This window comes from Acinetobacter oleivorans DR1 (genome assembly GCF_000196795.1).
GTDB lineage: Bacteria > Pseudomonadota > Gammaproteobacteria > Pseudomonadales > Moraxellaceae > Acinetobacter > Acinetobacter oleivorans.
Map to the genome: position 1 here is coordinate 3,469,900 of NC_014259.1, position 26,041 is coordinate 3,495,940.

The 26,041-nt window shown below is 40.6% G+C and carries 18 protein-coding genes, 2 tRNA genes and 3 rRNA genes; 10 read left to right on the plus strand and 13 right to left on the minus strand.

Annotated features, from left to right (window positions below; all coding sequences use genetic code 11):
• Positions 1–53: 53 nt before the first annotated feature.
• The 11 genes from hisD to AOLE_RS16365 form a co-directional block, all read right to left on the minus strand.
• Entirely contained in the window at positions 54–1,343 is a 1,290-nt protein-coding gene (gene hisD / locus AOLE_RS16315) for a histidinol dehydrogenase (protein ID WP_013198908.1), read from the minus strand.
• Positions 1,344–1,449: 106 nt separating this feature from the next.
• On the minus strand, positions 1,450–2,133 hold the full coding sequence (gene hisG / locus AOLE_RS16320; protein ID WP_003655841.1) for an ATP phosphoribosyltransferase: 684 nt from the start codon (positions 2,131–2,133) through the stop codon (positions 1,450–1,452).
• Positions 2,133–3,389, minus strand: coding sequence for a UDP-N-acetylglucosamine 1-carboxyvinyltransferase (gene murA / locus AOLE_RS16325; protein WP_013198909.1), 1,257 nt, complete (start codon positions 3,387–3,389; stop codon positions 2,133–2,135). Before murA ends, hisG begins: the two co-directional genes overlap by 1 nt.
• Before the next feature lie 6 nt (positions 3,390–3,395).
• Positions 3,396–3,647, minus strand: a complete 252-nt coding sequence (gene ibaG, locus AOLE_RS16330; protein ID WP_004794487.1) for a BolA family iron metabolism protein IbaG — start codon at positions 3,645–3,647, stop codon at positions 3,396–3,398.
• Positions 3,648–3,785: 138 nt separating this feature from the next.
• A complete protein-coding gene (gene hpf, locus AOLE_RS16335) occupies positions 3,786–4,124 on the minus strand; it encodes a ribosome hibernation-promoting factor, HPF/YfiA family (protein ID WP_004641296.1) in 339 nt (112 codons plus the stop codon).
• 165 nt (positions 4,125–4,289) lie between these two features.
• Entirely contained in the window at positions 4,290–5,738 is a 1,449-nt protein-coding gene (locus AOLE_RS16340; RefSeq protein WP_005302834.1) for an RNA polymerase factor sigma-54, read from the minus strand.
• 321 nt (positions 5,739–6,059) lie between these two features.
• Positions 6,060–6,174: ribosomal RNA gene (rrf, locus tag AOLE_RS16345) — 5S ribosomal RNA — on the minus strand.
• Positions 6,175–6,353: 179 nt separating this feature from the next.
• Positions 6,354–9,246 (minus strand): 23S ribosomal RNA (locus AOLE_RS16350).
• Positions 9,247–9,598: 352 nt separating this feature from the next.
• A tRNA-Ala gene (locus AOLE_RS16355) sits at positions 9,599–9,674 on the minus strand.
• A gap of 55 nt (positions 9,675–9,729) precedes the next feature.
• Positions 9,730–9,806, minus strand: a tRNA-Ile gene (locus AOLE_RS16360).
• Positions 9,807–9,865: 59 nt separating this feature from the next.
• Positions 9,866–11,403, minus strand: a 16S ribosomal RNA gene (locus AOLE_RS16365).
• The 16S, 23S and 5S rRNA genes sit together here with 2 tRNA genes alongside, the layout of an rRNA operon.
• A 572-nt stretch (positions 11,404–11,975) precedes the next feature.
• On the opposite strand from AOLE_RS16365, the gene AOLE_RS16370 reads away from it, so the two are divergent.
• From AOLE_RS16370 to AOLE_RS16400, 7 genes are all read left to right on the plus strand, one after another.
• Positions 11,976–12,854, plus strand: a complete 879-nt coding sequence (locus AOLE_RS16370) for an MlaA family lipoprotein (protein ID WP_004794490.1) — start codon at positions 11,976–11,978, stop codon at positions 12,852–12,854.
• 109 nt (positions 12,855–12,963) lie between these two features.
• Positions 12,964–13,932 (plus strand): RsbU family protein phosphatase GigA, encoded by a 969-nt coding sequence (gene gigA, locus AOLE_RS16375; RefSeq protein WP_013198910.1) that lies wholly within the window; start codon positions 12,964–12,966, stop codon positions 13,930–13,932.
• 102 nt (positions 13,933–14,034) lie between these two features.
• Positions 14,035–14,556 carry an anti-anti-sigma factor GigB gene (gene gigB, locus AOLE_RS16380; protein WP_002117273.1) on the plus strand — a complete coding sequence of 174 codons (522 nt, stop codon included), beginning with the start codon at positions 14,035–14,037 and terminating at the stop codon, positions 14,554–14,556.
• A 26-nt stretch (positions 14,557–14,582) separates the two neighbouring features.
• Positions 14,583–15,407, plus strand: coding sequence for a carbon-nitrogen hydrolase family protein (locus AOLE_RS16385; RefSeq protein WP_013198911.1), 825 nt, complete (start codon positions 14,583–14,585; stop codon positions 15,405–15,407).
• 14 nt (positions 15,408–15,421) lie between these two features.
• A complete protein-coding gene (locus AOLE_RS16390) occupies positions 15,422–15,796 on the plus strand; it encodes a DUF4951 domain-containing protein (protein WP_004794496.1) in 375 nt (124 codons plus the stop codon).
• Positions 15,797–15,962: 166 nt separating this feature from the next.
• Positions 15,963–16,400: a MarR family winged helix-turn-helix transcriptional regulator gene (locus AOLE_RS16395; protein WP_013198912.1), complete on the plus strand. Its 438-nt coding sequence runs from the start codon at positions 15,963–15,965 to the stop codon at positions 16,398–16,400.
• Positions 16,401–16,488: 88 nt separating this feature from the next.
• Positions 16,489–16,920 carry an organic hydroperoxide resistance protein gene (locus tag AOLE_RS16400; RefSeq protein WP_002117290.1) on the plus strand — a complete coding sequence of 144 codons (432 nt, stop codon included), beginning with the start codon at positions 16,489–16,491 and terminating at the stop codon, positions 16,918–16,920.
• Between the two features lie 58 nt (positions 16,921–16,978).
• Here the strand turns inward: AOLE_RS16400 and gspE are convergent, their stop codons facing one another.
• A complete protein-coding gene (gene gspE, locus AOLE_RS16405; RefSeq protein ID WP_013198913.1) occupies positions 16,979–18,469 on the minus strand; it encodes a type II secretion system ATPase GspE in 1,491 nt (496 codons plus the stop codon).
• 96 nt (positions 18,470–18,565) lie between these two features.
• On the opposite strand from gspE, the gene AOLE_RS16410 reads away from it, so the two are divergent.
• On the plus strand, positions 18,566–19,387 hold the full coding sequence (locus AOLE_RS16410; RefSeq protein ID WP_004794502.1) for a hypothetical protein: 822 nt from the start codon (positions 18,566–18,568) through the stop codon (positions 19,385–19,387).
• Positions 19,388–19,396: 9 nt separating this feature from the next.
• On the plus strand, positions 19,397–20,314 hold the full coding sequence (locus tag AOLE_RS16415) for a mechanosensitive ion channel family protein (RefSeq protein WP_013198914.1): 918 nt from the start codon (positions 19,397–19,399) through the stop codon (positions 20,312–20,314).
• Here AOLE_RS16415 and AOLE_RS16420 read toward each other — a convergent pair.
• A complete protein-coding gene (locus AOLE_RS16420) occupies positions 20,304–23,108 on the minus strand; it encodes a DUF2339 domain-containing protein (protein ID WP_013198915.1) in 2,805 nt (934 codons plus the stop codon). The genes AOLE_RS16415 and AOLE_RS16420 overlap by 11 nt on opposite strands.
• Before the next feature lie 154 nt (positions 23,109–23,262).
• Between AOLE_RS16420 and polA the strand changes: the two genes are divergently transcribed.
• Positions 23,263–26,034 carry a DNA polymerase I gene (polA, locus tag AOLE_RS16425; protein WP_013198916.1) on the plus strand — a complete coding sequence of 924 codons (2,772 nt, stop codon included), beginning with the start codon at positions 23,263–23,265 and terminating at the stop codon, positions 26,032–26,034.
• Positions 26,035–26,041 lie beyond the last annotated feature (7 nt).

Genomic DNA, 26,041 nt, shown 5'->3' on the forward strand with positions numbered 1-26,041 from the left:
AGGGCTGAAAATCAGCCCTGAGTAATAATTAAAAAACTACAAGGTTTATAAGCTTATTGGTAACGATAGCGAGCTGAGCGTGCATGGGCATCTAAGTTCTCTTGGACAGCTAATATGTCGGCTGTTTTGGCTAACATTTTAACTCCATCTTTCGAACACATAATCAAGCTCGAACGTTTTTGGAAATCATAAACGCCTAACGGAGAAGAAAAACGAGCAGTTCCAGATGTCGGCAATACATGGTTTGGACCCGCACAATAGTCACCGATTGCTTCAGGTGTATAACGTCCCATGAAAATTGCTCCAGCATGACGAATCTCTTCACTCATCGCTTCGGCATCATCTAAGCACAGCTCTAAATGCTCTGGTGCAACCTGATTAATCAACTCAATTGCTTCTGTACGGTCTTTGACTAATACCAAAGCACCACGGTTTTCAATCGAAGTTCGTGCAATATCTGCCTTTGGCAATTCATTTAAATGCTTTTCAATTGCCAACTCTACTGCATTGAGCAAAGCTTCATCTGGAGTTATAAAAATAGCTTGAGCCACTGTGTCATGTTCAGCTTGTGATAAAACATCCATAGCCAACCAATCAGCATTATTCTCACCTTCTGCATATACCAAAATTTCAGAAGGCCCAGCAATCATATCAATGCCGACTTGACCAAATACAGCACGTTTAGCAGCGGCTACAAAACGATTCCCTGGACCTGTAATTTTATCTACAGGTGGAATTGTCTGAGTACCATAAGCCAAAGCTGCTACAGCTTGCGCCCCACCAATGGTAAATACTCGGCTAACTCCCGCAAGATAAGCTGCGGCAAGAACCAATGGATTTAACTCACCATTCGGTGCTGGAACAACCATAATAATTTCAGGTACACCCGCAACATGAGCAGGTACAGCATTCATTAGAACCGAAGATGGATAAGAGGCTAAACCACCTGGCACATAAATACCAACACGGTCTAAAGGCGTAACTTTTTGCCCTAATGTATTTCCCAAGTCATCTATATAAGTCCAGCTATCTTGTTTCTGAGCTTCATGAAAAGTACGAATACGCTTTGCTGCTAACTCTAGAGCATCACGAATTTCTGGGCTTAAATTATCAAAAGCAGTTTTAAGTTGTTCTTGAGATAATTCTAAATCTGAAAATTGATGCGCAGGATGTCGATCGAACTGTTGAGTAAGCTTTAAAACATGATCATCACCATGCTGACGAACATCAGCAATAATTTGATCTACTGTTTGCACTAAATTAAGATCATTCACGGTTTCAAATGCCAATAGCTCAGCAAAAACCTGTTTGAAGTTTTGATCTTGAGTCGATAAACGTCGCATCAATTTACCCACAAGGCGAAAAAGAAAAAGTAAGTTTACCCTTTTTCTATGCGCTTGTGGGTATCATCTAGCTTAACTATCGCAAAAGCATGATGGGAAATTGCTTTTAACGCGATTGAACAGCTTGCTCAAGCTGTGAAATGATTGGATTTAACAAAGTTTGTTTACGTTTAAAACTGGCTTTATTTACAATTAATCGAGAAGAAACTTTGCAAATCTCTTCTAATGGCTCAAGACCATTTGCTCTTAAAGTATTACCAGTATCGACCACATCCACAATGTAATCACCCAAACCAACCAAAGGTGCTAACTCCATAGAACCATAGAGCTTAATAACATCAACCTGTTCACCTAAGCTTGCATAATACTGGCGTGTAAGATTGACATATTTCGTGGCAATTTTTAGACGACCCTTTGGATGCTCCATACCTACTTTACCAGCAGTCATTAACTTACATTTAGCAATCTGCAGATCAAGCAACTCATATACATGCTGAGCACCATGCTCCATCAACACATCTTTACCGGCCACACCGATATCTGCTGCACCATTTTCTACATAGGTTGGTACATCAGACGCACGTAAAATTAAAATACGTACTTGTTTATGCGTAGTTGGGAAAATTAGTTTACGAGACTTTTCCGGATCTTCGAGTAAATTAATACCCGCTGTAGCCAATAAAGGTAACGTCTCTTTTAAAATACGCCCTTTACTCAATGCCAAGGTCAAACCATGATCAAAATTACCCATCACATCAAAATTAGGATCATCGTTTCTTACATCATTCATTAACTTACTCGCTTAATTTTGGCACCTAAACCTTGAAGCTTCTCTTCGACATGTTCATAACCACGGTCAATATGGTAGATACGATCAATTAATGTATCTCCCTCTGCAACTAAAGCAGCTAGAACTAAAGAGAATGAAGCACGTAAATCTGTTGCCATAACAGGTGCTGCCTGTAAGGTTTCAACTCCTGTTACGACAGCATCGTGACCTTCAACTTGAATATTAGCGCCCATTCGTGACAATTCAGGAACATGCATAAAACGATTTTCAAAGATCGTTTCAGAGATTGTTGCGAATCCACGACCAATCACATTTACTGCCATCAGCTGTGCTTGCATATCAGTTGGAAATTCTGGATGTGGCAAAGTTCTAAAACTTACAGCTTTAGGGCGTTTACCCATCATATCAAGTTCTATCCAGTCATCACCACGAGTGACTTCAGCACCCATTTCTTCAAACTTATCCAAAACAGACTCAAGTAATGCAGGGTCAGTATGTGTAGTTTTGACACGACCACCCGTAATTGCAGCAGCTGCTAAATATGAACCTGTTTCAATACGATCAGCAACAACAGCATATTCACAGCCATGTAGACTTTCTACACCAGTTACAACAAGAGTATCTGTATCAAGGCCTTCGATCTTAGCGCCCATTTTAATTAACATTTGAGCAAGGTCAGTAATTTCAGGTTCACGAGCTGCATTACGAATAGTCGTAACGCCATCTGCTAATGCCGCTGCCATCAAGATGTTTTCGGTACCACCAACAGTAACCATATCAAAAACAACTTCACCACCTTTTAAGCGACCATCAACTGAAGCATGGACATAACCATTTTCAACTTCAATATGCGCACCCAAAGCTTCTAAAGCTTTTAAATGTTGATCCACAGGTCTTGAACCAATCGCACAACCACCAGGTAAAGAAACTTTAGCATTACCATAACGTGCTAATAATGGTCCTAAAACCAAAATTGAGGCACGCATTGTTTTTACTAGCTCATAAGGTGCAAACTGATTGTCTAAAGTAGAGGTATCTGCTTTTACTGTGTCATTTTCATAGCCAATTGTTACCCCTAATCCACCAATTAGCTTTACCAAAGTATTAACATCTTTAAGATTTGGGACATTGGTTATTGTAATTGGAGAATCTGCAAGAATAGTTGCAGCAAGTAATGGCAAAGCAGCATTTTTAGCACCAGAAATGCGCACTTCGCCCTCGAGCTTAACACCACCCGTAATTAAAAATTTATCCATTAATATTTAAGCTCCGAAAAGGCTTGCTTTACGCCATTCATCTTTGGTCATTGCACGAATTGTTACCGCGTGAACTTCCCCACTTGCAATATAAGTATTTAATGGTGCATAAACTAATTGTTGACGAGCCACTGTACGCTTACCTTCAAATTGATCATCCACAATACGGAGGTCAAATTTTCCGGCCTGTCCGCTCACCGCTACTTCCGCTACAGGGAAAGCTTCTTTTAAAATTTGAGTGAGCTGTTCACTATTCATTGCAAAGACCTCTGACACAACCTAAGGGGTAAAACGGAGTATTTTACTATAACTTTTTCCAAGAATTCAGTACGTGTTTATATTTTATCAATAAAAAAGAGGCTATCTTTCAAGCCTCTCTTAAATTAACAAAACTTATTAAACAGAAACAGTAACTTGCGAATAAGTACATTGCATTTTTCGATATCTTAATAATTGTCTTTTTAATTTTTCTGTCAATTTTTTAATTGAAGTATACATATCATCAGCGGTTGCCTGAGCAAACAACTCAATCCCCGGCAATCTTACTATAGCCTCTGCAACATGATTTGAACTGCCCTTATGAGAGCGCTTATCAATTTGATGATCTTTTGTTAATTTAATCTGCATACTATTCACCTGGTCTAGGTGTTTCGTCAATTGATTAAACTTTGATTTAATATTTTCTTCTATAGCTGGTGTAATTGCTAAATGATGTCCACGAATCGTTATTTGCATAATTCTATCCCTCACCTTTTTTAGGTTATTTAAAGAAGAACTAAAACGATTTAATGCTATCAAAAAAAATTAGGACAATTAAACCATTTTAGCGGCTCCTCTTGGTGAAATTAAAATTTCATTATTTCGTCATAATGAATCTCTAGAATAGCCATACTTCAAAATTCAGATCAAGACTTTTCTTTCAGACGATGAAGGAATATGTAACGATTCACGATATTTTGCGACAGTCCTTCTGGCTACTTCAATCCCTTCATCTTTCAACAATGTGGCAATTACATTATCTGACAAAGGTTTACGCGGGTTTTCACTTGCTACAAGTTTCTTAATCATTGCACGAATTGCAGTGGAAGAAGCCTCTCCACCAGCAGTTGTACCTACATGGCTAGAGAAAAAATATTTCAATTCAAAAAGGCCACGTGGAGTAAGCATATATTTATTTGTGGTTACACGAGAAACTGTAGATTCATGCAATTCTACTTCTTCAGCAACATCTCGAAGAACTAATGGTTTCATTGCTTCTGCACCGATTTCCAAAAAAGCTTTCTGATGCTCCACAATACACGATGCTACTTTTAATAGTGTTTTATGTCTTTCATCAATGCTTTTAATAAAGTTTTTTGCCTCAAGCATTTGATTACGCAAATATAAATTATCTTCACTCTGGTCTGCTCTACGAATCATACTGGAGTAAAAAGAGTTAATTCTTAATTTAGGTAATACATCTGGGTTTAGTTGAACCTGCCAATGTAAATCTTTTTTAGAAACTACTACATCTGGGATTTGATAATCTGACTCTTGTTTATCAAAATCCATACCTGGATATGGTTTCAATGTTTTTAAAAGATTGATTGCAAACTTTAATTGGTCTTTTGTTAAACCCGTTTGTTTGAGTAATTTATTTAAATCATTTGCTATCAAAAGCTCATAATATTGCAATAAGCTTTTTGCTTCGTTTAAATATTCAACATCTTTTGGTAGAAATTCGAGTTGTATTTTTAAACATTCCGCTAAATTACGTGAACCGATCCCTAGTGGATCAAGCCGTTGAATATGCTTTAAGACGACTAGAACCTCATCTTCTTCAATGTCTTCTTCGATATCCATCTCATTTAATAATTGTTGGGCAGCTAAAATTATTTCTTCTATTTCAGCATCCAAGAAACCTTTATCATCTAATGCATCAACAATACAGTAAGCAATTAATTGATCTATTTTAGAAAAGTGCAAAAGATTAACTTGTTCTAAAATATGTTCCTTTAGAGATAATTGAACTTGACGATTATCCTCTCGCTCTTCAAATTCTGGAGTAGCCAACGCTGTTGATTGATGAGTATAAATATCATCCCAATCAGTATCGACTGGTAAATCATCAGGCAAATGGTTTGCATTTAATTCAGTTGTTAAATCATCTGAGTCTTTGCTTTCTAATACAGATAGGCTTTCTGTTATTGATTCTTCTTCTATTTTTTCAAGTAAAGGATTACTATCTAGTTGAATTTGGATTTCTTGTTCAAGTTCTAAGCTAGAAAGCTGTAACAAACGAATCGCCTGCTGCAATTGAGGTGTTAACGATAAAGAATTCGCAACTTTCAACCCAACAGATAATTTCATATTTTAGATTCCATTAAACAAGCAAAAATCATGCCTACTTATTATTTATAACATATAGTTTCTATTTATCATATATATTGGTGTGAAATTTCCAGAAGAAAAAGTAGATCTTTAATGAAAAATTTTGCTGCATAGCTAATTAAAATGTCGGTTTAGAAGCCCATTTCTAACTTAGAACGGGCTCGAAGTTTCCTTCATATATAAAAAAGGACTCATATAGAGTCCTTTTTTATGGTCTTACTGCATCTAAATTAAACAATCAATTTAATTTCCCATAAAGAAACACCCCCAACTGTTAAGTTGGGGGTGTTTAGAATAATGAGCTGGCGATGACTTACTCTCACATGGGAAACCCCACACTACCATCAGCGCTAAGAGGTTTCACTTCTGAGTTCGGGAAGGGATCAGGTGGTTCACTCTTGCTATGGTCGCCAGCACAACTGGTATGGATACTTGCATTGGTCTTAATGTGCCGATGCGTTTTCCAAATCTTTACAGATGGGCTGATTGAATCTTACTTTATTTGTTCATTTTAGCTAAGCGTATAACTAAATCAAGTTGCTTTGCATATTAATGAATCGATTGATGCTTTATATACAACTGCTTGGGTGTTGTATAGTCAAGCCTCACGAGCAATTAGTATTGGTCAGCTTCACATATCACTATGCTTCCACATCCAACCTATCAACGTCCTAGTCTCGAACGGCTCTTTAGAGGACATAAAGTCCTAGGGAAATCTTATCTTGAGGTAGGCTTCCCGCTTAGATGCTTTCAGCGGTTATCCCTTCCGAACATAGCTACCCGGCGATGCGACTGGCGTCACAACCGGTACACCAGAGGTTCGTCCACTCTGGTCCTCTCGTACTAGGAGCAGATCCTCTCAAATTTCCAGCGCCCACGGTAGATAGGGACCGAACTGTCTCACGACGTTCTAAACCCAGCTCGCGTACCTCTTTAAATGGCGAACAGCCATACCCTTGGGACCTGCTTCAGCCCCAGGATGAGATGAGCCGACATCGAGGTGCCAAACACCGCCGTCGATATGAACTCTTGGGCGGTATCAGCCTGTTATCCCCAGAGTACCTTTTATCCGTTGAGCGATGGCCCTTCCATACAGAACCACCGGATCACTAAGACCTACTTTCGTACCTGCTCGACTTGTGGGTCTCGCAGTTAAGCGCGCTTTTGCCTTTATACTCTACGCGTGATTTCCGACCACGCTGAGCGCACCTTCGTACTCCTCCGTTACTCTTTAGGAGGAGACCGCCCCAGTCAAACTACCCACCAGACATGGTCCTCGCCCCGGATTACGGGGCAGAGTTAGAACCTCAACATTACCAGGGTGGTATTTCAAGGACGGCTCCATTGGAACTAGCGTTCCAACTTCAAAGCCTCCCACCTATCCTACACAAGTAAGGTCAAAGTTCAATGTCAAGCTGCAGTAAAGGTTCACGGGGTCTTTCCGTCTAGCCGCGGGTACACTGCATCTTCACAGCGATTTCGATTTCACTGAGCCTCTGCTGGAGACAGCGCCGCCATCATTATGCCATTCGTGCAGGTCGGAACTTACCCGACAAGGAATTTCGCTACCTTAGGACCGTTATAGTTACGGCCGCCGTTTACTGGGGCTTCGATCAAGAGCTTCGCTTACGCTAACCCCATCAATTAACCTTCCAGCACCGGGCAGGCATCACACCCTATACGTCCACTTTCGTGTTTGCAGAGTGCTATGTTTTTAATAAACAGTTGCAGCGGCCTGGTTTCTGTGGCTGCCAATAGCTCAGACCGCAAGGGTCATCACCGTCAGCAGCGTACCTTCTCCCGAAGTTACGGTACCATTTTGCCTAGTTCCTTCAGCAGAGTTCTCTCAAGCGCCTTGGTCTACTCGACCTGACCACCTGTGTCGGTTTCGGGTACGATTCCTGTGTAACTGAAGCTTAGAGACTTTTCCTGGAAGCATGGTATCAGCCACTTCGCTGTACAAGTACAGCTTGCTATCAGATCTCAGCATAGAGCACCCCGGATTTGCCTAAGATGCATGCCTACTTCCTTCCACCTGGACAACCAACGCCAGGCTGACTTAACCTTCTCCGTCCTCTCATCGCATTACACAGAAGTATTGGAATATTAACCAATTTCCCATCGACTACGCCTTTCGGCCTCGCCTTAGGGGTCGACTCACCCAGCCCCGATTAACGTTGGACTGGAACCCTTGGTCTTTCGGCGAACGGGTTTTTCACCCGTTTTGTCGTTACTCACGTCAGCATTCGCACTTCTGATACCTCCAGCATACTTCTCAATACACCTTCATCGGCTTACAGAACGCTCCCCTACCACTTGACTAAAAGTCAAATCCGCAGCTTCGGCACATAGTTTTAGCCCCGTTACATCTTCCGCGCAGGCCGACTCGACTAGTGAGCTATTACGCTTTCTTTAAAGGGTGGCTGCTTCTAAGCCAACCTCCTAGCTGTCTATGCCTTCCCACATCGTTTCCCACTTAACTATGATTTTGGGGCCTTAGCTGGCGGTCTGGATTGTTTTCCTCTTGACTACGGACGTTAGCACCCGCAGTCTGTCTCCCGGATAGTACTCATAGGTATTCGGAGTTTGCATCGGTTTGGTAAGTCGGGATGACCCCCTAGCCGAAACAGTGCTCTACCCCCTATGGTATTCGTCCGAGGCGCTACCTAAATAGCTTTCGGGGAGAACCAGCTATCACCAGGCTTGATTAGCCTTTCACCCCTATCCACAAGTCATCCCCTGGCTTTTCAACGACAGTGGGTTCGGTCCTCCAGTTAGTGTTACCCAACCTTCAACCTGCTCATGGATAGATCGCCTGGTTTCGGGTCTATACCCAGCAACTAAACGCCCTATTAAGACTCGATTTCTCTACGGCTCCCCTATACGGTTAACCTCGCTACTGAATATAAGTCGCTGACCCATTATACAAAAGGTACGCAGTCACCGAACAAGTCGGCTCCCACTGCTTGTATGCATGCGGTTTCAGGATCTATTTCACTCCCCTCACAGGGGTTCTTTTCGCCTTTCCCTCACGGTACTGGTTCACTATCGGTCAGTCAGGAGTATTTAGCCTTGGAGGATGGTCCCCCCATATTCAGACAAGGTTTCACGTGCCTCGCCCTACTCGTCATCATTATGTGTGCCCTTTCGTGTACGGGAATATCACCCTCTACGTTCGCACTTCCCAGAGCGTTCCACTAAAACACACATAACTTAATGGGCTGATCCCCGTTCGCTCGCCGCTACTAAGGGAATCTCAATTGATTTCTTTTCCTAAGGGTACTGAGATGTTTCACTTCCCCTCGTTCGCCTTGCAACACTATGTATTCATGTTGCAATACCTACCTTAAAGTAGGTGGGTTCCCCCATTCAGAAATCTCCGGATCAAAGGATATTTGCCGCCTCCCCGGAGCTTATCGCAGGCTATTACGTCTTTCATCGCCTCTGACTGCCAAGGCATCCACCACATGCACTTAATTACTTGACTATACAACCCCAAACAGTCGTCAACACTTACAAGTGAGTGTTGTCCGTGCGATTCTTCATCGCTACTATCTGTTGCCTGTGTATTTAAACACTGTACAGCTTCAATCTAAATTCATATACCAAAACGCTTGATTCAGTTAATTTGCTAGTTCTCAATTCATCTAGATTAATTGCTTAATCTAAACTCTTGAGTGAACAATTTATTTCAGACTCAATTTTGCCAATCTGTTAATGAATAAACACGCCTTCGTCAGGTCATGCTTAATACCGTGATACTTAAATCACAGAAGTTAATAAACTAAGATCTAAATCTCTATTTACTAATTTCTGTAATCCGAACTTCTCTTAAGTTCTGGTGGAGACTAGGAGAGTCGAACTCCTGACCTCCTGCGTGCAAAGCAGGCGCTCTACCAACTAAGCTAAGTCCCCAGCTTACATCATCAGTCATGTATCTTTTATCTATAACTTCAACCAGTCAAAGTCATGGTGGGTCTGACAAGACTTGAACTTGTGACCCCACGCTTATCAAGCGTGTGCTCTAACCAACTGAGCTACAGACCCTCAGATACATCTATGAAGAACAACTTGTTGTGGATTCTTACCAATCGTCAATCTTTCGTTAAGGAGGTGATCCAGCCGCAGGTTCCCCTACGGCTACCTTGTTACGACTTCACCCCAGTCATCGGCCACACCGTGGTAACCGCCCTCTTTGCAGTTAGGCTAGCTACTTCTGGTGCAACAAACTCCCATGGTGTGACGGGCGGTGTGTACAAGGCCCGGGAACGTATTCACCGCGGCATTCTGATCCGCGATTACTAGCGATTCCGACTTCATGGAGTCGAGTTGCAGACTCCAATCCGGACTACGATCGGCTTTTTGAGATTAGCATCCTATCGCTAGGTAGCAACCCTTTGTACCGACCATTGTAGCACGTGTGTAGCCCTGGCCGTAAGGGCCATGATGACTTGACGTCGTCCCCGCCTTCCTCCAGTTTGTCACTGGCAGTATCCTTAAAGTTCCCGACATTACTCGCTGGCAAATAAGGAAAAGGGTTGCGCTCGTTGCGGGACTTAACCCAACATCTCACGACACGAGCTGACGACAGCCATGCAGCACCTGTATGTAAGTTCCCGAAGGCACCAATCCATCTCTGGAAAGTTCTTACTATGTCAAGGCCAGGTAAGGTTCTTCGCGTTGCATCGAATTAAACCACATGCTCCACCGCTTGTGCGGGCCCCCGTCAATTCATTTGAGTTTTAGTCTTGCGACCGTACTCCCCAGGCGGTCTACTTATCGCGTTAGCTGCGCCACTAAAGCCTCAAAGGCCCCAACGGCTAGTAGACATCGTTTACGGCATGGACTACCAGGGTATCTAATCCTGTTTGCTCCCCATGCTTTCGCACCTCAGCGTCAGTGTTAGGCCAGATGGCTGCCTTCGCCATCGGTATTCCTCCAGATCTCTACGCATTTCACCGCTACACCTGGAATTCTACCATCCTCTCCCACACTCTAGCTAACCAGTATCGAATGCAATTCCCAAGTTAAGCTCGGGGATTTCACATTTGACTTAATTAGCCGCCTACGCGCGCTTTACGCCCAGTAAATCCGATTAACGCTTGCACCCTCTGTATTACCGCGGCTGCTGGCACAGAGTTAGCCGGTGCTTATTCTGCGAGTAACGTCCACTATCTCTAGGTATTAACTAAAGTAGCCTCCTCCTCGCTTAAAGTGCTTTACAACCATAAGGCCTTCTTCACACACGCGGCATGGCTGGATCAGGCTTCCGCCCATTGTCCAATATTCCCCACTGCTGCCTCCCGTAGGAGTCTGGGCCGTGTCTCAGTCCCAGTGTGGCGGATCATCCTCTCAGACCCGCTACAGATCGTCGCCTTGGTAGGCCTTTACCCCACCAACTAGCTAATCCGACTTAGGCTCATCTATTAGCGCAAGGTCCGAAGATCCCCTGCTTTCTCCCGTAGGACGTATGCGGTATTAGCATTCCTTTCGAAATGTTGTCCCCCACTAATAGGCAGATTCCTAAGCATTACTCACCCGTCCGCCGCTAAGATCAGTAGCAAGCTACCTCTCTCCGCTCGACTTGCATGTGTTAAGCCTGCCGCCAGCGTTCAATCTGAGCCATGATCAAACTCTTCAGTTAAAAATCATTTTGCACCTTATTAAAGACAAGGTGCCAATTCTGGCTCATCAATTTTCTGACTTAAATTTCGCTCAAATAAACTTCGAGTAATTTAAACCAATCAATCAATGATAATATTTCGATTAATCAATCAGTAAAAATCCACACAAGTTGTTCTTCAATTCTCTTAATGATCTTCTTCCTGGTTCGTCACCAGCAAGCTAGGTCGGCTATATTACTCTTAATCTCTTAAAAGTCAACAGGTAATTTCGATATTTTTAAAACTTAATCTCAAAACCAACTTCTCATTAAATTCATCACTTAAAGTAACCAACTTAATTCCAAGTAACTGTTTTTCAACAAGTTCTTATCTGCATCACCGCCGATGGATGTGCATTATAGACCATTAATAACCTTTGACAACCCCTTTTTTAATTTAATATTATCGCATGTTCGTTTTTTAATCATTTTAGCATTTTATCTATATTATTTGATCAATTTTACATTGATAATAGGTTATCAATTTTGTATTAAAACATATCTCCACCCAACTGCACATTAAGTATTAGCCTGGCTGGCGGTTAAGGAATTATATGAATTATTCTAATTTAATTTTACTAAGCGTGTTATCTGTAGGTGTTTGTACCTCTATATATGCTCAAGAAAACACGGTAAGTGAATCTGCTAATGCGAGTTCATTAGAAGAAACAGGGCCAAACCATCCCCGCTCACAAATTATTAAAGATTTAAAAAATATTAAAGTTAAAGATTTAAAAATTAATGCAAATGCAGCTCAACCTGATCTTGTCAAAGATCCTTTGCAATCATTGAACCGTCCAATTTATTCTTTTAATGATATGTTGGATCGCAATTTTTTACGTCCAGTTGCTGTTCAATATAGAGAAAAAACCCCAGAAGATGTGCGTGGTTCTTATCGCCAATTCCGTAAAAATCTTGGTGAACCATGGAATGCTGTCAATCAGCTTATTCAAGGCCGCCCTGGCCGTGCAGCAAAAACTTTAGGCCGATTTACAATTAACACCTTAACCACTCTTGGTTTGGCTGATCCTGCAAGTCGCTTAGGTTTACCAACGGAAGAAGAGAATTTTGGTGTAACTCTTGGCTACTATGGCGTTCCCTCTGGCCCATTCCTTATGTTGCCTTTTTTTGGTCCAAGCACCTTACGTGATGGTTTTGGTTTAGCAGTAGATGCTCAAGCTCGTCCACAAAAATACGTTATGGATGATCAAGAAGGTCTTTATTGGTCGAGTAATCTATTACAAGCTGTGGATACACGCGCCCAATATCTTGACTTAGATCAAACCTTACAAGGTGATCAATACGCTATGATTCGAGACTTATACCTCCAGCGTAAAGCATTCCAAATTGCAGAGAAAAAGGGCGATTCTGCCGATGTGTCTTTCATTGATGATGACTCAGAAGATACACCAGATGAGAATCAAAACCCTTAACATGAAATTAAGGTATTGCTTGGATTAAGAGTTCGGCAATACCTTGATTTTGATCATACATACTCTATGATGAATAAAGTGATCATATAAAAGGACTACCATATCTTCTATGTATTTTATTAAACCGACACGCTCTATTCCTTATTTAGAGCAAGCTTTGGATAAACTGCCAGGCTTACAAGTCATTAACATAGATGATTTAGATTTATATGATCCAACCATCATTGCAATTGCAGATGTACAAGATTTCCTGACTTATAAATGGAATTTGCCGACGGTTGTAATTGCTTTTGAACACGAAGGTGCTGCTTTAGCGCATGCATGGGAAGCAGGTGCTCTTGCAGGTTGGGTGTGGAATCAGTTACCTAGCGATTTAAATAAAGCTCTATCAAGAATTGATGCTCAATATAAGCGTAACCAAGATAGTCGTGATTTACCTTCGGCTGCTGAACTGCAAAAACGTTTATTGCCGAATCCAATTGATTTATTAAATTATGAAGTCGAAACTTTTTTTCAGCCTTCAGCTTATCTTTCCGGTGATTGGTACGACTATTGGAAATTAAATGACAAAGAAGTTTTATTCTATCTTGCTGATGTTTCAGGCCATGGTGTAACCAGTAGTTTATTAACATCATGGATGGCAGCATTTCATGGTCGCTCTAAGACCCCAAGACAATTAATAAAAAAATTAAATGGGATGTTAGTTCAAGAGAATATCGAAAAGCACATTACGATTGTGGTGGGTATTTTAAACCTTGAAACACATACTCTTCGCTGGTCAAGTGCTGGGCACTACCCTCCTCCTATTATTTTTGAGCCTAATCAGGCACCGAAGATTCTAACAACGAGCAGTTTCCCACTAGGTTTAACTGATGAACTTGAAGTTGAAGAGCATATTTGTACATTAAATCGCCATGCTCGCTTCATTGTTTGCTCGGACGGAGCCCTCGAACCTTTTGATGGTGGTTTAAACGATCAGTTCCAACAATTGGTCCATCATTTGCAAAATCAATCATTTCAAGCACCCGATCATGTGGCCGATGATATTGCCATCTTCAGTCTTTGTCGAATGAATTAATTTACGAATCAATTAATTACATAATATACGACTTAAGGACTCTTGAGTCTGGGATGGCACTATGTGATAATTTTTCTATCCTTCTCTGAAAATGGCATTTATATGTCAACAGGTCATGTTGAATATGCAAGTTTAAATGGAACGCATATTTTCAAACTTATTGGTGAAGTGCGAGCCCATTCTTGTATAAGTCTAGACAAACTTTTAAACAGAATTGAACAGCAAGAGAATGTTGTAGGTGCAATCGTTGATTTAACCCAAACAACATTTATTGATAGTACTGTATTAGGCATCCTAGCTAAGCTGGGTTTAAAGCTTAAACAGACTCATCATATTCAAGCTGTGATGCTATCTACCAATCCAGATATCACAACCTTAGCCAACAGTATGGGGCTAGGGCAAGTTTTTGTCATTTTGAATTATTGTGGTGATCCTAACGTTTGCACATTAACGTTAACAGATGAACAAATCACTCATAATGCAATGCTAAGAACTGTTCTGGATGCACATAAGACATTGATGAAACTCAATGCAAACAATCAGAATATGTTTGAGCCACTTGTTAAGCAGTTACAGAAAGAACAAGATACTCTTGAACAGGTATCGGACAAACAAAATGCCTGATTTTCAACACTAAGCCGGATTAGAATATGACCCTCGTTTCTGTTGCTCAAATGAACTCTCAAGATGATATTGAAAATAATTTTCAAGTCATTGAGTCTTTGATTCAACAGAGCAAGGCGCAAAATGCCAGTTTGATTGTTTTCCCCGAAAACTTTGTATGTTTTGCTGCTGGAAAACAACGTGAAACTGCTGAGCAATTTGAATCTATTCAACAAAGGCTTGAGAAACTCGCACATCAATATCAAATCTGGATTGTGGCTGGCACCTTACCTTGCCCATTCCGTCCAGATGGATCCACTATTCAAGATGGTCGCGTCCGAACTGTTAGCCTCTGCATTAGCCCTGAGCGTACAGAAGCGCGTTATGACAAGATCCATTTATTTGATGTACAAGTGGGTGATGCTGTCGGTGGTTATCAGGAGTCTCGTTTCTTTGAACCAGGAACAGACGTAGTAGTCACATCTACCCCTTTTGGCAATATTGGCTTAATGGTATGTTATGACTTGCGTTTTCCAGAGCTTGCTCTAACGCTAAGACAACAAGGCGCTCATATTCTTACTGCCCCTGCTGCATTTACCTATACAACTGGACAAATGCACTGGCAGCTTTTGTTACAAGCTCGGGCAATGGATAGCCAATGTTATGTTTTAGGTGCAGCACAACAGGGCTGGCATGGTGAAAAACGACAGACCTGGGGACACTCTGGGGCAACTGATAGTCGTGGCCAAATTTTAAGTATGATTGGATATGAAGGAAATGGTTTAATTACTGTGCCCTTTGATCTAACAGCGCAAGATCTCGTCCGCTCTTCAATGCCTCTAATGACACACCGTAAATTAATTCACTATTAAAAGTTTAATTATTCATGTGGAAATACTTATTTAGCTTTTTTTGCTTGGGGGCAAATATTCATTGTTATGCTGAGTTTGGGACAACGAATCATTTCGTTTCACCAACGGCACAGCTCAAATCAGATATTCTCCCCTCTACTCCTAAAGATATTCCTTTGCCTGCATTTGGCCAGAGAATCATTGGATGGGGAACGGGTGCAGAAGGCGCAAGACAACGTTTAGAAAATATTCAGCCAGCAGATGTTTCTATGATTAAAAAACAAGGAACAACGCTTGAAATGATTACTGCATGGCAAGATTTTTATGAACAAGAGCAACAACGCAATGCAAATAATCCTACCGCTAAATATCGTGCGCGTTTAATGAAAAAAATTGCAGATCTGTGGTAGACAATTTTATCTAAAATATTTTTATGTTATGGAATAATTGGATTAATTATTCCATTTTTTATGTCTCTTAATTTACTTTATTCATAACCTATTCTGATGAACATTTAAGAAACTGAATAGAACGCGATATACTACAAAAGCAATACAGAGTTTCTTTGAGGAATATATGGACCAAGACTGTCAAAACTTAAAGCTTGAGAATCAATTGTGCTTCCTCATTTATTCAACAAATTTAGCGCTTAATCAACTCTACAGAAAACTTCTCGCGCCTTTGGGACTTACCTATCCCCAATATTTAGTGATGTTAGTTTTATGGGAACAGGATGAAGTGACTGTTTCAGAAATTGGCACCAAACTTTTTTTAGAATCATCCACTCTCACTCCTATCTTGAAAAAGTTAGAAGCCCTACGTTTACTTCATCGTACCCGCTCAACTCAAGACGAGAGACAAGTGATTATTACACTTAGCGATGAAGGAAAAAAATTAAAAGATCAAGCATTGGATATTCCAGCAGGCGTACTAGAAGCAAGTTCATGTGACATGACAACACTATTAGGCTTGAAAGATCAACTTACCAAACTCCGTACAAACCTAGTTAAATAAATAGCAATTTTTTCAAAAAATATACTTGTCAAAATAATTAAGTCGTGTACGATATATTTGTATTCAATTTATTTTAGGAATAAAAACGATGTCATTAGAAAAAGTTGTTTATCGTGCAAAAGCTAAAGCAACCGGTGGTCGTGATGGCCGTGCAACTTCATCTGACGGTGTATTAGATGTACAACTTGGTGTACCTAAAGAAATGGGTGGCGCTGGTGGTGCCGTAACAAACCCTGAGCAATTATTTGCAGCTGGCTATTCAGCATGCTTTTTAGGCGCTTTAAAATTTGTTGCAAACCGCGATAAATTTAATATTAGTAAAGATGCTTACGTAGAAGGTGAAGTAGGTATTGGTCCAATTCCTACAGGTTTTAGCATCGAAGTAACTTTAAATGTTTACTTAGTGGGTATGGATCGTGAAGAAGCTGAAAAATTAGTTGCAGCAGCTCATATTGTTTGCCCATATTCAAATGCAACTCGCAACAATATTGATGTAACTTTTAATATTGTGACTGAATAAGTTTCGATATAAAAAAATGCCCGAATCATATCGGGCATTTTTTGTTGCATGTTACAAATTAGACTTCGCTTGCTTCATTGGTTACTCGAAGCACTTCTTCAAGTGTCGTTTTACCTGCGAGTACTTTACGCAGACCATCATCACGAATTGAACCTGAATACTCACGAGCATGATTTTCTAATTCATATTCAGCCGCATTACCATGAATGAGACGGCGCATAGGTTCATCAACAGGTACGATTTCATAAATAGCTGTACGTCCATTAAAGCCTAAATGTGAACAATGGTCACACCCTTTGGCTTCAGGTAACTGCAACAATGGTTCATTATGAATATGTTGAAAAACCTGTTTTTCAAAAGTATCAGCTTCGCGCCATGTCATACAATGTGGACATAAAGTACGAACCAAACGTTGAGCAATCACCCCAATTAAAGAGCTTGATAATAAGAAAGGCTCGATTCCCATATCTTTAAGTCGAGTAACCGCACCAATAGCTGTATTGGTATGTAGTGTCGATAAAACCAAATGTCCAGTTAACGATGCTTGAACTGCAATTTCAGCCGTTTCCAAGTCACGAATCTCACCTACCATCACCACATCTGGATCTTGACGCAATATTGCTTTTAAAGCACGAGCAAACGTCATATCCACTTTGGTATTAACTTGTGTTTGACCAATGCCTTCAAGTTGATATTCAATTGGATCTTCGGCAGTTAAGATGTTGCGCGTATTATCATTTAGATCAGATAAAGCTGCATACAAAGTCGTTGTTTTCCCCGAACCTGTAGGCCCTGTGACCAAAATAATGCCATGAGGACGATGTACTAACTGAGTTAAACGCTCATAGTCATTTGCCATTAATCCCAAGTGGATCATATTAAGTCGACCAGCTTGTTTGTCGAGCAAACGCATTACGACCCTTTCACCATGTGAAGATGGTAAAGTCGAAACACGAACATCTACTTCTCGGCCTGCAAGGCGTAAAGAAATACGCCCATCTTGTGGCACTCGCTTTTCTGCAATATCGAGTTTTGCCATGACTTTAATACGTGAAACTAGCAACGGTGCCAACTCACGGCGCGGCTGTACAACTTCACGTAATTGACCATCTACACGTAATCGCACAGATAATTTCTTTTCGAAAGCTTCAATGTGAATATCAGAAGCCCCTACTCGAATTGCCTCTGAAAGTAGTGCATTAATCAGACGAACAATTGGAGCATCATCTTCCTGATCCATCAAATCTTCTGTCTCAGGAACCTGATCAGCCAAACTTAATAAATCAGGATGATCTTCTAAACCTGCTGCAACTTGTTGTGATTCCCCTGTATCGCCAGCATAGCTTGTACTTAAGAGCGTATTAAATTCTTGTTCAGTACATAATTGGAAGTGAGCTGGCTTACCTAGAATTCGTCTTGCTTCCTGCAATGCAATTTTTTCAGTATTTTGACGTCTAATAATAAATACTTGATCACCGTCATAACGAAATAAAACACCATGACGCTTGGCAAAACTATATGGAACTTGTATTTGTTTCAATATTTGCATCACAATTTATAATGATGAGTAAGGTGATTTTGAGTGTACTCTAAGCAGATTACAGCGTGAAGTCTGTTTAACAACTCGGTAGAGGAATTTTACGTCTTGTTTGAAAATAATGAATATCAGCCTCGCCCCCAGAATTCCTTAAAATGGTGGGGAGAACAGCGCTTTGAAATTAATCAGTCTAAAGCATGGCAATTTGGTTCAATGCTTTTTCGTCTAACGCGCGGTATAAAAGAATGGCGTATCGAATATTATCGCCCATCTCTTCAAGACGATAATGAGCAAGATTGGCATCCAATTGCCGATCCGAATTTTGCCTTTCCGCATACTGTTCAAGTAGAACGCTACATGTTTCGGAAAACTAATCCAGAATTTTTACTTATGCCCCGTCTGGCAGACCGTTCTGTGGTCATTAAACCCGTTGATCCTATCTACATTCCAGCAGGTCAACGCGGAACTCTTTATATTAGTACACCACTATGGATTGCAGGTTTAGTTGAAAGTCAGCATGAGCCTTTGTTTGAGATTCCTGTGATTCAACCTAAAGATACGTGGTTTGGTCCAAATGCCCAGCAAGGTGAAATTTGTTATGCCACTTCTGTAGATGGGCGTACCGACTTGAACCTGTTAACGCCTCGAGCTTTTCGTGCGGTTACACCGATTGATTTTCACAATACCAGTAATCATCAATTGCGTTTTGACCGCATGAACGTGCCCGTTACAGCTCTACCTCTTTTTTATAGTGAAAGTACCGGTCGTTTATGGACTTCTCAAATTAAAGTTTATTATGAAGGTTCTGATCGTCCCGCACGAATTCGTATTGAAAACCGTACGCCCCCGCTTGCTGGTGAAGTGACCTATGTTCACCCACCACGTTCACCTGGTGGAGCATTATTCAATATGTTTGATTCATTCTTTTAAGAGGTTTATATGGCTGATACAAGTATTCCTAAGGATATCGCTGATAGCCTCACAAGCATATTTACCAATATCAATACCGAACGTATTAGTGAAATTTTAGTCGGTGTTGTGCTGTGTTTTATTGGTTTTGTTCTTGCCCGTATTATTTCAAATACATTTATTAGAACCATTGGCTCACGTTTTAATGCTCATCAACGTCTGGTGTGGCGCCGCGGTATTTTTTATTTTATTTTCTTACTCTTCATTATGACGAGTTTAAAAGAAGCTGGTTTTAAACTCAGTGTATTTCTTGGCGCGGCAGGGATTTTAACCGTAGCGCTTGGTTTCGCATCGCAAACATCAGCCAGTAACTTAATCAGTGGTTTATTTTTGATTGGTGAAGGTTCATTTGAAGTCGGTGATACGATCCAGATTACGCTCATTCGTGGAAATACAATTGAAGGTGAAGTGATCTCGATTGATTTGCTTTCAGTTAAGCTACTTACATTAGACAATGTCTATATTCGTTTGCCAAACGAACAACTCATTCGTGCTCCCGTGCACAACTTATCTAAATACCCAATACGTCGTATTCCAATTACGCTCGCAATCAACTTCCATGAAGACATCATTAAAGTTCGCGAGGTTCTACTGAATGTAGCAGCTCATTATCCTCTTGTATTAGATGACCCAAAGCCTGCTGTTACAGTGACCGCATTTAGAGAATCATCAATTGAGCTTTTATTTACAATGTGGTGTCGACAAGAGAACTCTTTAAAAGTTCGAGATGAGATGCAAGAACGAATTCGAAATGGATTTTTAGATAACCGAATTGAAATTCCTGTTCCTAAAATGGGTTTGATTGATCGACCATCTAGTATTTTTGCTGAAGATGATATCGATCAATACAGTAATCAAAAAGAATTAAATCGAGAGCCTAAAGCTTAGGCTCTTCATTTTTCTGTACAGCGGATGATGGTGGTAATGGCGCAAGATAAGCAATAATCAACATTACCCCGCCCGCGCCAATAAATGAAATGACTCGAGTTAAAGTCGCACTTTGCGATAGATCAAGCAAAATCAGTTTTAATACCACAATCCCTAAAAGCGCAGCACCTACAAACCATAATTGACGAATCATTTTTCGGCTAGAGAATGTAGTTAAAATAAATGCCAAGATTACCCAAAGCAATGTCAGACTTAACTGTACGATTCCATTTGTCCAAATTGCAGCACTCCAGAGTGGTGTTGCCCAGTAATAGTGCAAGCCTCTGACCACCACACTACTGAATACCAACAACCCCACTAGAATTGTTGTAATTTTAAAAGTCCACTCCAGTGATTTATCTTGATCAAAAGTATGCTGATAAATAATAAAGAGTAGACCAGCAAATACTGAAATTGAAAGTAAGTCAGTTAAGTTAATCAAAGGAACAAAGTAAAGGTACTCAGCAGAATGCCGGTCTACACTCACTACTAGCAACCAAAGTAGACTTAAACACCACACTGGAATTTGATGTAACAAGGTAGTTTTATGAGCCTTATACACCCAAAGGGAATAAATCACAGGAACGAAAGCCAGAGCAACAAGTGGCATTTGTGGAAATATTGCCAAACCAACCGTTGCTAATGCCAACCAGCTCAAACCAGACCAGACCTTCAAAGATCCAAACTGACCTGATTGAGGTTGAGCCATAATGAATAAAGCACTAAGAAGCGTTGCTGCGATGAGGAAAGTACCCTGCTGTAATATACTCGGCCATTTAAATATGCTGAATACTTGACTAGTAAAGGCTTCACCTAGAATTAACAATAATAACAGGCCAATTAAACCTAACTGTAAACTCTGCCATTGAACCCTTAGTTTGTAGTGAACCACTACACTAAATATTGATAATAATAGTATCGCAATCATCAAATATGGGCTTAAGCCATGATGTTGCCATGCCAAAATTTCTATACCAGCGATAGCGCCCGCATACATACCTAAGCATAAGAAAATGCCGCTAAACATGCTGGCGCTAAAATACTGTTGCTCTTTACTGTTGTATTGCAATAAATAATAGGCCGAAATGAATTGGGCAATTGCATAAATGCTTGTGCTTAGCGTCGGGAACTCTGCATTCGCCCAAAATTGATAAAACAATGCAACCGAACTGAGTAAAACTAAAATTACACCAATATATCGGCTCAAACGGTAGCGCTCAGTTACTCCCCATACAATGAGGGCCGTACCTTGAGCAACCCAACCAATCGCAGTCCAATGTGCCCCTTTCGCGAGTGGAAAGATTAAGGCAAAAAATGCAACGGCAAGGATGAAAAAGCTTTTAGCAAGAACTGAAAGTTGAGGATGGGTCTTTTTGATCCAAAAAGTTAATACCGCATAGGTACCAGCCAAAACAGCAGCACCAATCGTCAACGCTTGAGTAGACTCATGGACTAAATAGGCATGTAGCGTAAAGCCTAGTACAGGCACACTAAAAATAAGACCAACATCTAAGAGCGGAGGTAAACGAATGCCTTCTTGTTGTTCACGTGCTGAAACTCGAGATATATTTTGGCTATAACGGACGCTAAGCCAAATAAACAGAGCTATATGTAGCCATAAAATCCAGTCTAATGTGTCAAATTTTGCTGGTTCTGCATAAAAACCTATCGCACTACCACCAATAAACATTGTGGCAAAGAAAGCAATCTGATTTAAGATTTTCCAAGGCTGAATAAAATTAACCGCAGCAACTGCTAAGTTAATTACCAAATAGTAGCTAAATAGGAAGACTACATCTGGACGATATTGTGGAATAACTAAAGGGGCTGCATAGGCCATGCCGAGTGCTAAAATTGCCAAATAAATAGCTTGTTGTTTTAAACTCAGGAATACCGTAATAGCTAATAAGATCGTAAACAGAATACTCGCTGTAGTGAGATTAGCAATTACTCCAAAATGATGCGAGAACACGAGTGTTAGGAATACAACAGCTAGCCCTACCCCCTGCAATGCTACAGCAAAAAGCTGATTTTTCTTTTGCAAGCTATATCCAAATGCCGTTAATACGCCTCCGGCAATTGCAATAAAACCAAGTTTTACACCTAAACTAAGTTGCCAGTGCTCACTTGCGAAACGCAATAACAGCACTACCCCAACCATCAACACAGCGACAGCAACTCTTAAAATTGGATTGCCATGGACCATCCAGTCGACTGCTGGTTGCCACCATGTACTCTGTACCTGAGTTGGTTGTTCTGTGTGATTTAAAATTGCCGTTTCAACGGGAATTAATGTGTCTGTACTATTGGAATCAACTTGCACTACCGCTGGAGTTATAATTTCTGTTTGTAGAGTTTCATTTACATGAACAGTTGGTTTCACTGACTCGAGGTATAACAGTCGAGTATGAAACGCACTAATCGTTTGGACTAAACATAACAATAAAACCAGTAATGCCCCACCAGCAATCCACATCCAGTGATTCATATAAGCAACTAATGCAACCAAGGCGGCTGCATAAATCACTATTGTTTGCGTATGAATAGAATAAAGTGGTTTTTTCTGCTGAGAAAACTGTTGTTCTAAATGAGTCAGACGCTGATGCAGATTTGATAATAACTGAACCAGTACTACCACGAGTGCAATAGATAAAGCAGCAACAGCACTCTGAAATTTAAAACCAATTGAAATGGCTAAAAACAAAGTCAAAGCGATCAAAACGATGATCATTCCCTGTTTGTCTTTTTTATACATGGGCTTAGCAATATGACACCTTCATTACATGTCATCTTACTTCAAGCCAATACAAGCGTATATTTATACATACAAAATACTGCAAAAATCATAATCCTGCATTCATAGCCGTTTTCACGTAAAATACCCGTAATTCAAATTAAGGAATTGTTCAATGCCACCATTTGTCTTGGTTGATGGGTCCTATTTTTTATTTCGTGCATATCATGCATTACCACCATTGACGACCTCTACAGGGTTACATACCAATGCAATACGTGGAGCAATTTCTGCGATTCAAAAACTTATGCGTCGTATGCAACCGACGCATATGGCCGTAATTTTTGATACGCCTGAGCCAACTTTCCGCCATAAGCTTTCACCTATTTATAAAGGTGATCGCCCAACCATGCCTGAAGAGTTATCTCAACAGATTCCATATTTACATGCATTAATTAAAGCTCAAGGCATTCCTTTATATAGTCTTCCGGGTGCAGAAGCAGATGACATTATCGGAACACTTGCTAAACGTGCCGTGCTTGAAGGCCATCATGTACTTATCTCAACTGGAGATAAAGACATGGCTCAGCTCGTCAATGATCATGTCAAACTTGAAGATAGCTTTAAAGATCGCGTAATGGACACCGACGGTGTATTTGAAAAATTTGGCGTTTGGCCAAATCAGATTATCGACTACTTAACCCTTATGGGCGATGCGTCTGATGGTATCATGGGTGTGCCTGGCGTAGGTGCAAAAACAGCAGCTAAGTTACTGACTGAATATGGCACTTTAGAGAATATCATTGCCAATGCTGATCAACTTAAAGGCAAGATTAGCCAAAATATTAAAGATAATTTAGACAATATTAAGCTTGATCACCAGTTAGCTAGCATTGTCTGTGATCTTCCTTTAGAACTCGACTGGCATGAATTAAAGCTTACCGATCCAAATGTTGATGCTTTACGTAACTTATATACTGAGCTTGAGTTTAGAAATCAGTTACAGTCACTTGATCATCCGAATAATCCAAACAGCTCTACTTATAAACAACAAGTTTCACAAGTAGTCGTTCAAGATGAAGTTAAACCGGCTGACGCTATAGAAACCGAAGATCAAGCAAGCTTAACTAGTCAAGATGACCAACTTGGAACTGCAAATTATCATACCGTTTTAACTCAAGAAGCGTGGGATCAACTCTTGCAACGCATGCAAAATGCTGATCATTTTGCCATTGATACAGAAACCACAAGTCTTGATTATCGTATTGCCGAGATGGTTGGTTTTTCAATCGCCTTTGATGCTCAAGACGCTTATTATGTTCCTTTAGCACATAATTATGAAAATGCACCGCAGCAACTGGACCGTGAACAAATTCTGGCTCAAATTAAGCCTGTATTAGAAAATGAAGCGGTTAAAAAAATCGGTCATCATCTTAAATATGATGCCCATATCTTTGCTAATCATGGAATTGAGTTAAAAGGCTGGTATTTCGATAGCATGCTGGCATCGTATGTACTAAATGCAGCAGCGACTCGTCATGGCATGGATGATGTAGCTCGTGTCTACTTAAGCCACTTAACGACCACCTTTGAACAAATTGCTGGTAAGGGTGCAAAGCAGAAAACTTTTAATCAAATTGAGATTGAAGTTGCTGCTCACTATGCAGCAGAAGATGCTCATGTGACCTATCGTTTGTATGAAGTACTTTCAAACAAACTTAAGCCATTTCCTGAGTTAGAAAATATTTTATATAACATCGAAATGCCGGTTGCCCGAATTTTGTCAGGCATGGAAGAAGATGGTATTCGTTTAGATCATGCTTTCTTAGATAAATTAAGCGTTGAGTTTGCAAAAACCATGGAAGGCCTTGAAAATCAGGCTATGGAAATTGCAGATGAAACTTTTAATATCGCTTCACCTAAGCAAGTAGGCGAAATCCTATTTGATAAATTAGGAATCAAAGGCGGTAAAAAAACTGCAACTGGACAATACAGCACCAGTGAAAGTGTTTTAGAAAAAATTGAACATCCTTTAGCGGAAATTATTCTAGAGCATCGTGGTTTGGCAAAGCTAAAAAGTACCTATACGGACCGTCTAGTAGAGCAATCTCATAACGACACGCACCGTGTGCATACGAGCTATCATCAAGCACTCACAGCGACAGGTCGCCTCTCCTCTTCTGATCCTAACTTACAAAATATTCCAATTCGTAGACAAATTGGCCGTCAGATTCGTAAAGCATTCATTGCACCCGAAGGCCGAGTTTTACTAGCAGCCGATTACTCGCAAATTGAACTACGTTTAATGGCTCATTTTTCTCAGGATGATGCTTTAGTACATGCATTCCAGCACGGACAAGACGTTCACCGCCGTACCGCTGCAGAAGTATTGGGCATTGCAATTGAAGATGTGACCAATGATCAACGTCGCCAAGCTAAGGCAGTAAACTTTGGTCTACTGTATGGTATGTCTGAGTTTGGCTTGATTCGCCAGTTAGGTTTCACACGTCAAGAATCACAAAATTATATTAAACAATATTTCCAACGCTATCCTGGCATCTATGAATATATGCAACGCACGCGTCAAGTTGCATCAGAGCAAGGTTTTGTTGAAACTATTTTAGGCCGTCGTCTATATACACCAGATATTGATGCACGAAATGTGATGGTGCGTAAGGCTGCCGAACGTGCTGCAATCAATGCACCTTTACAAGGTAGTGCAGCTGATATTATTAAAATTGCTATGATTGAAGTCGATAAAATCTTGCCAAAAGATCAAGCCAAATTACTACTTCAAGTACACGATGAATTAGTTTTTGAAGCCGATCAAAACATTGCTGAAGAACTTTCCAAACAAATCGCAAAAGTCATGGAATCTGTTGTAGAAATTTCTGTGCCTTTAGTGGTTGAAGTAGGACAAGGAAAAAACTGGGATGACGCCCATTAATTAATAG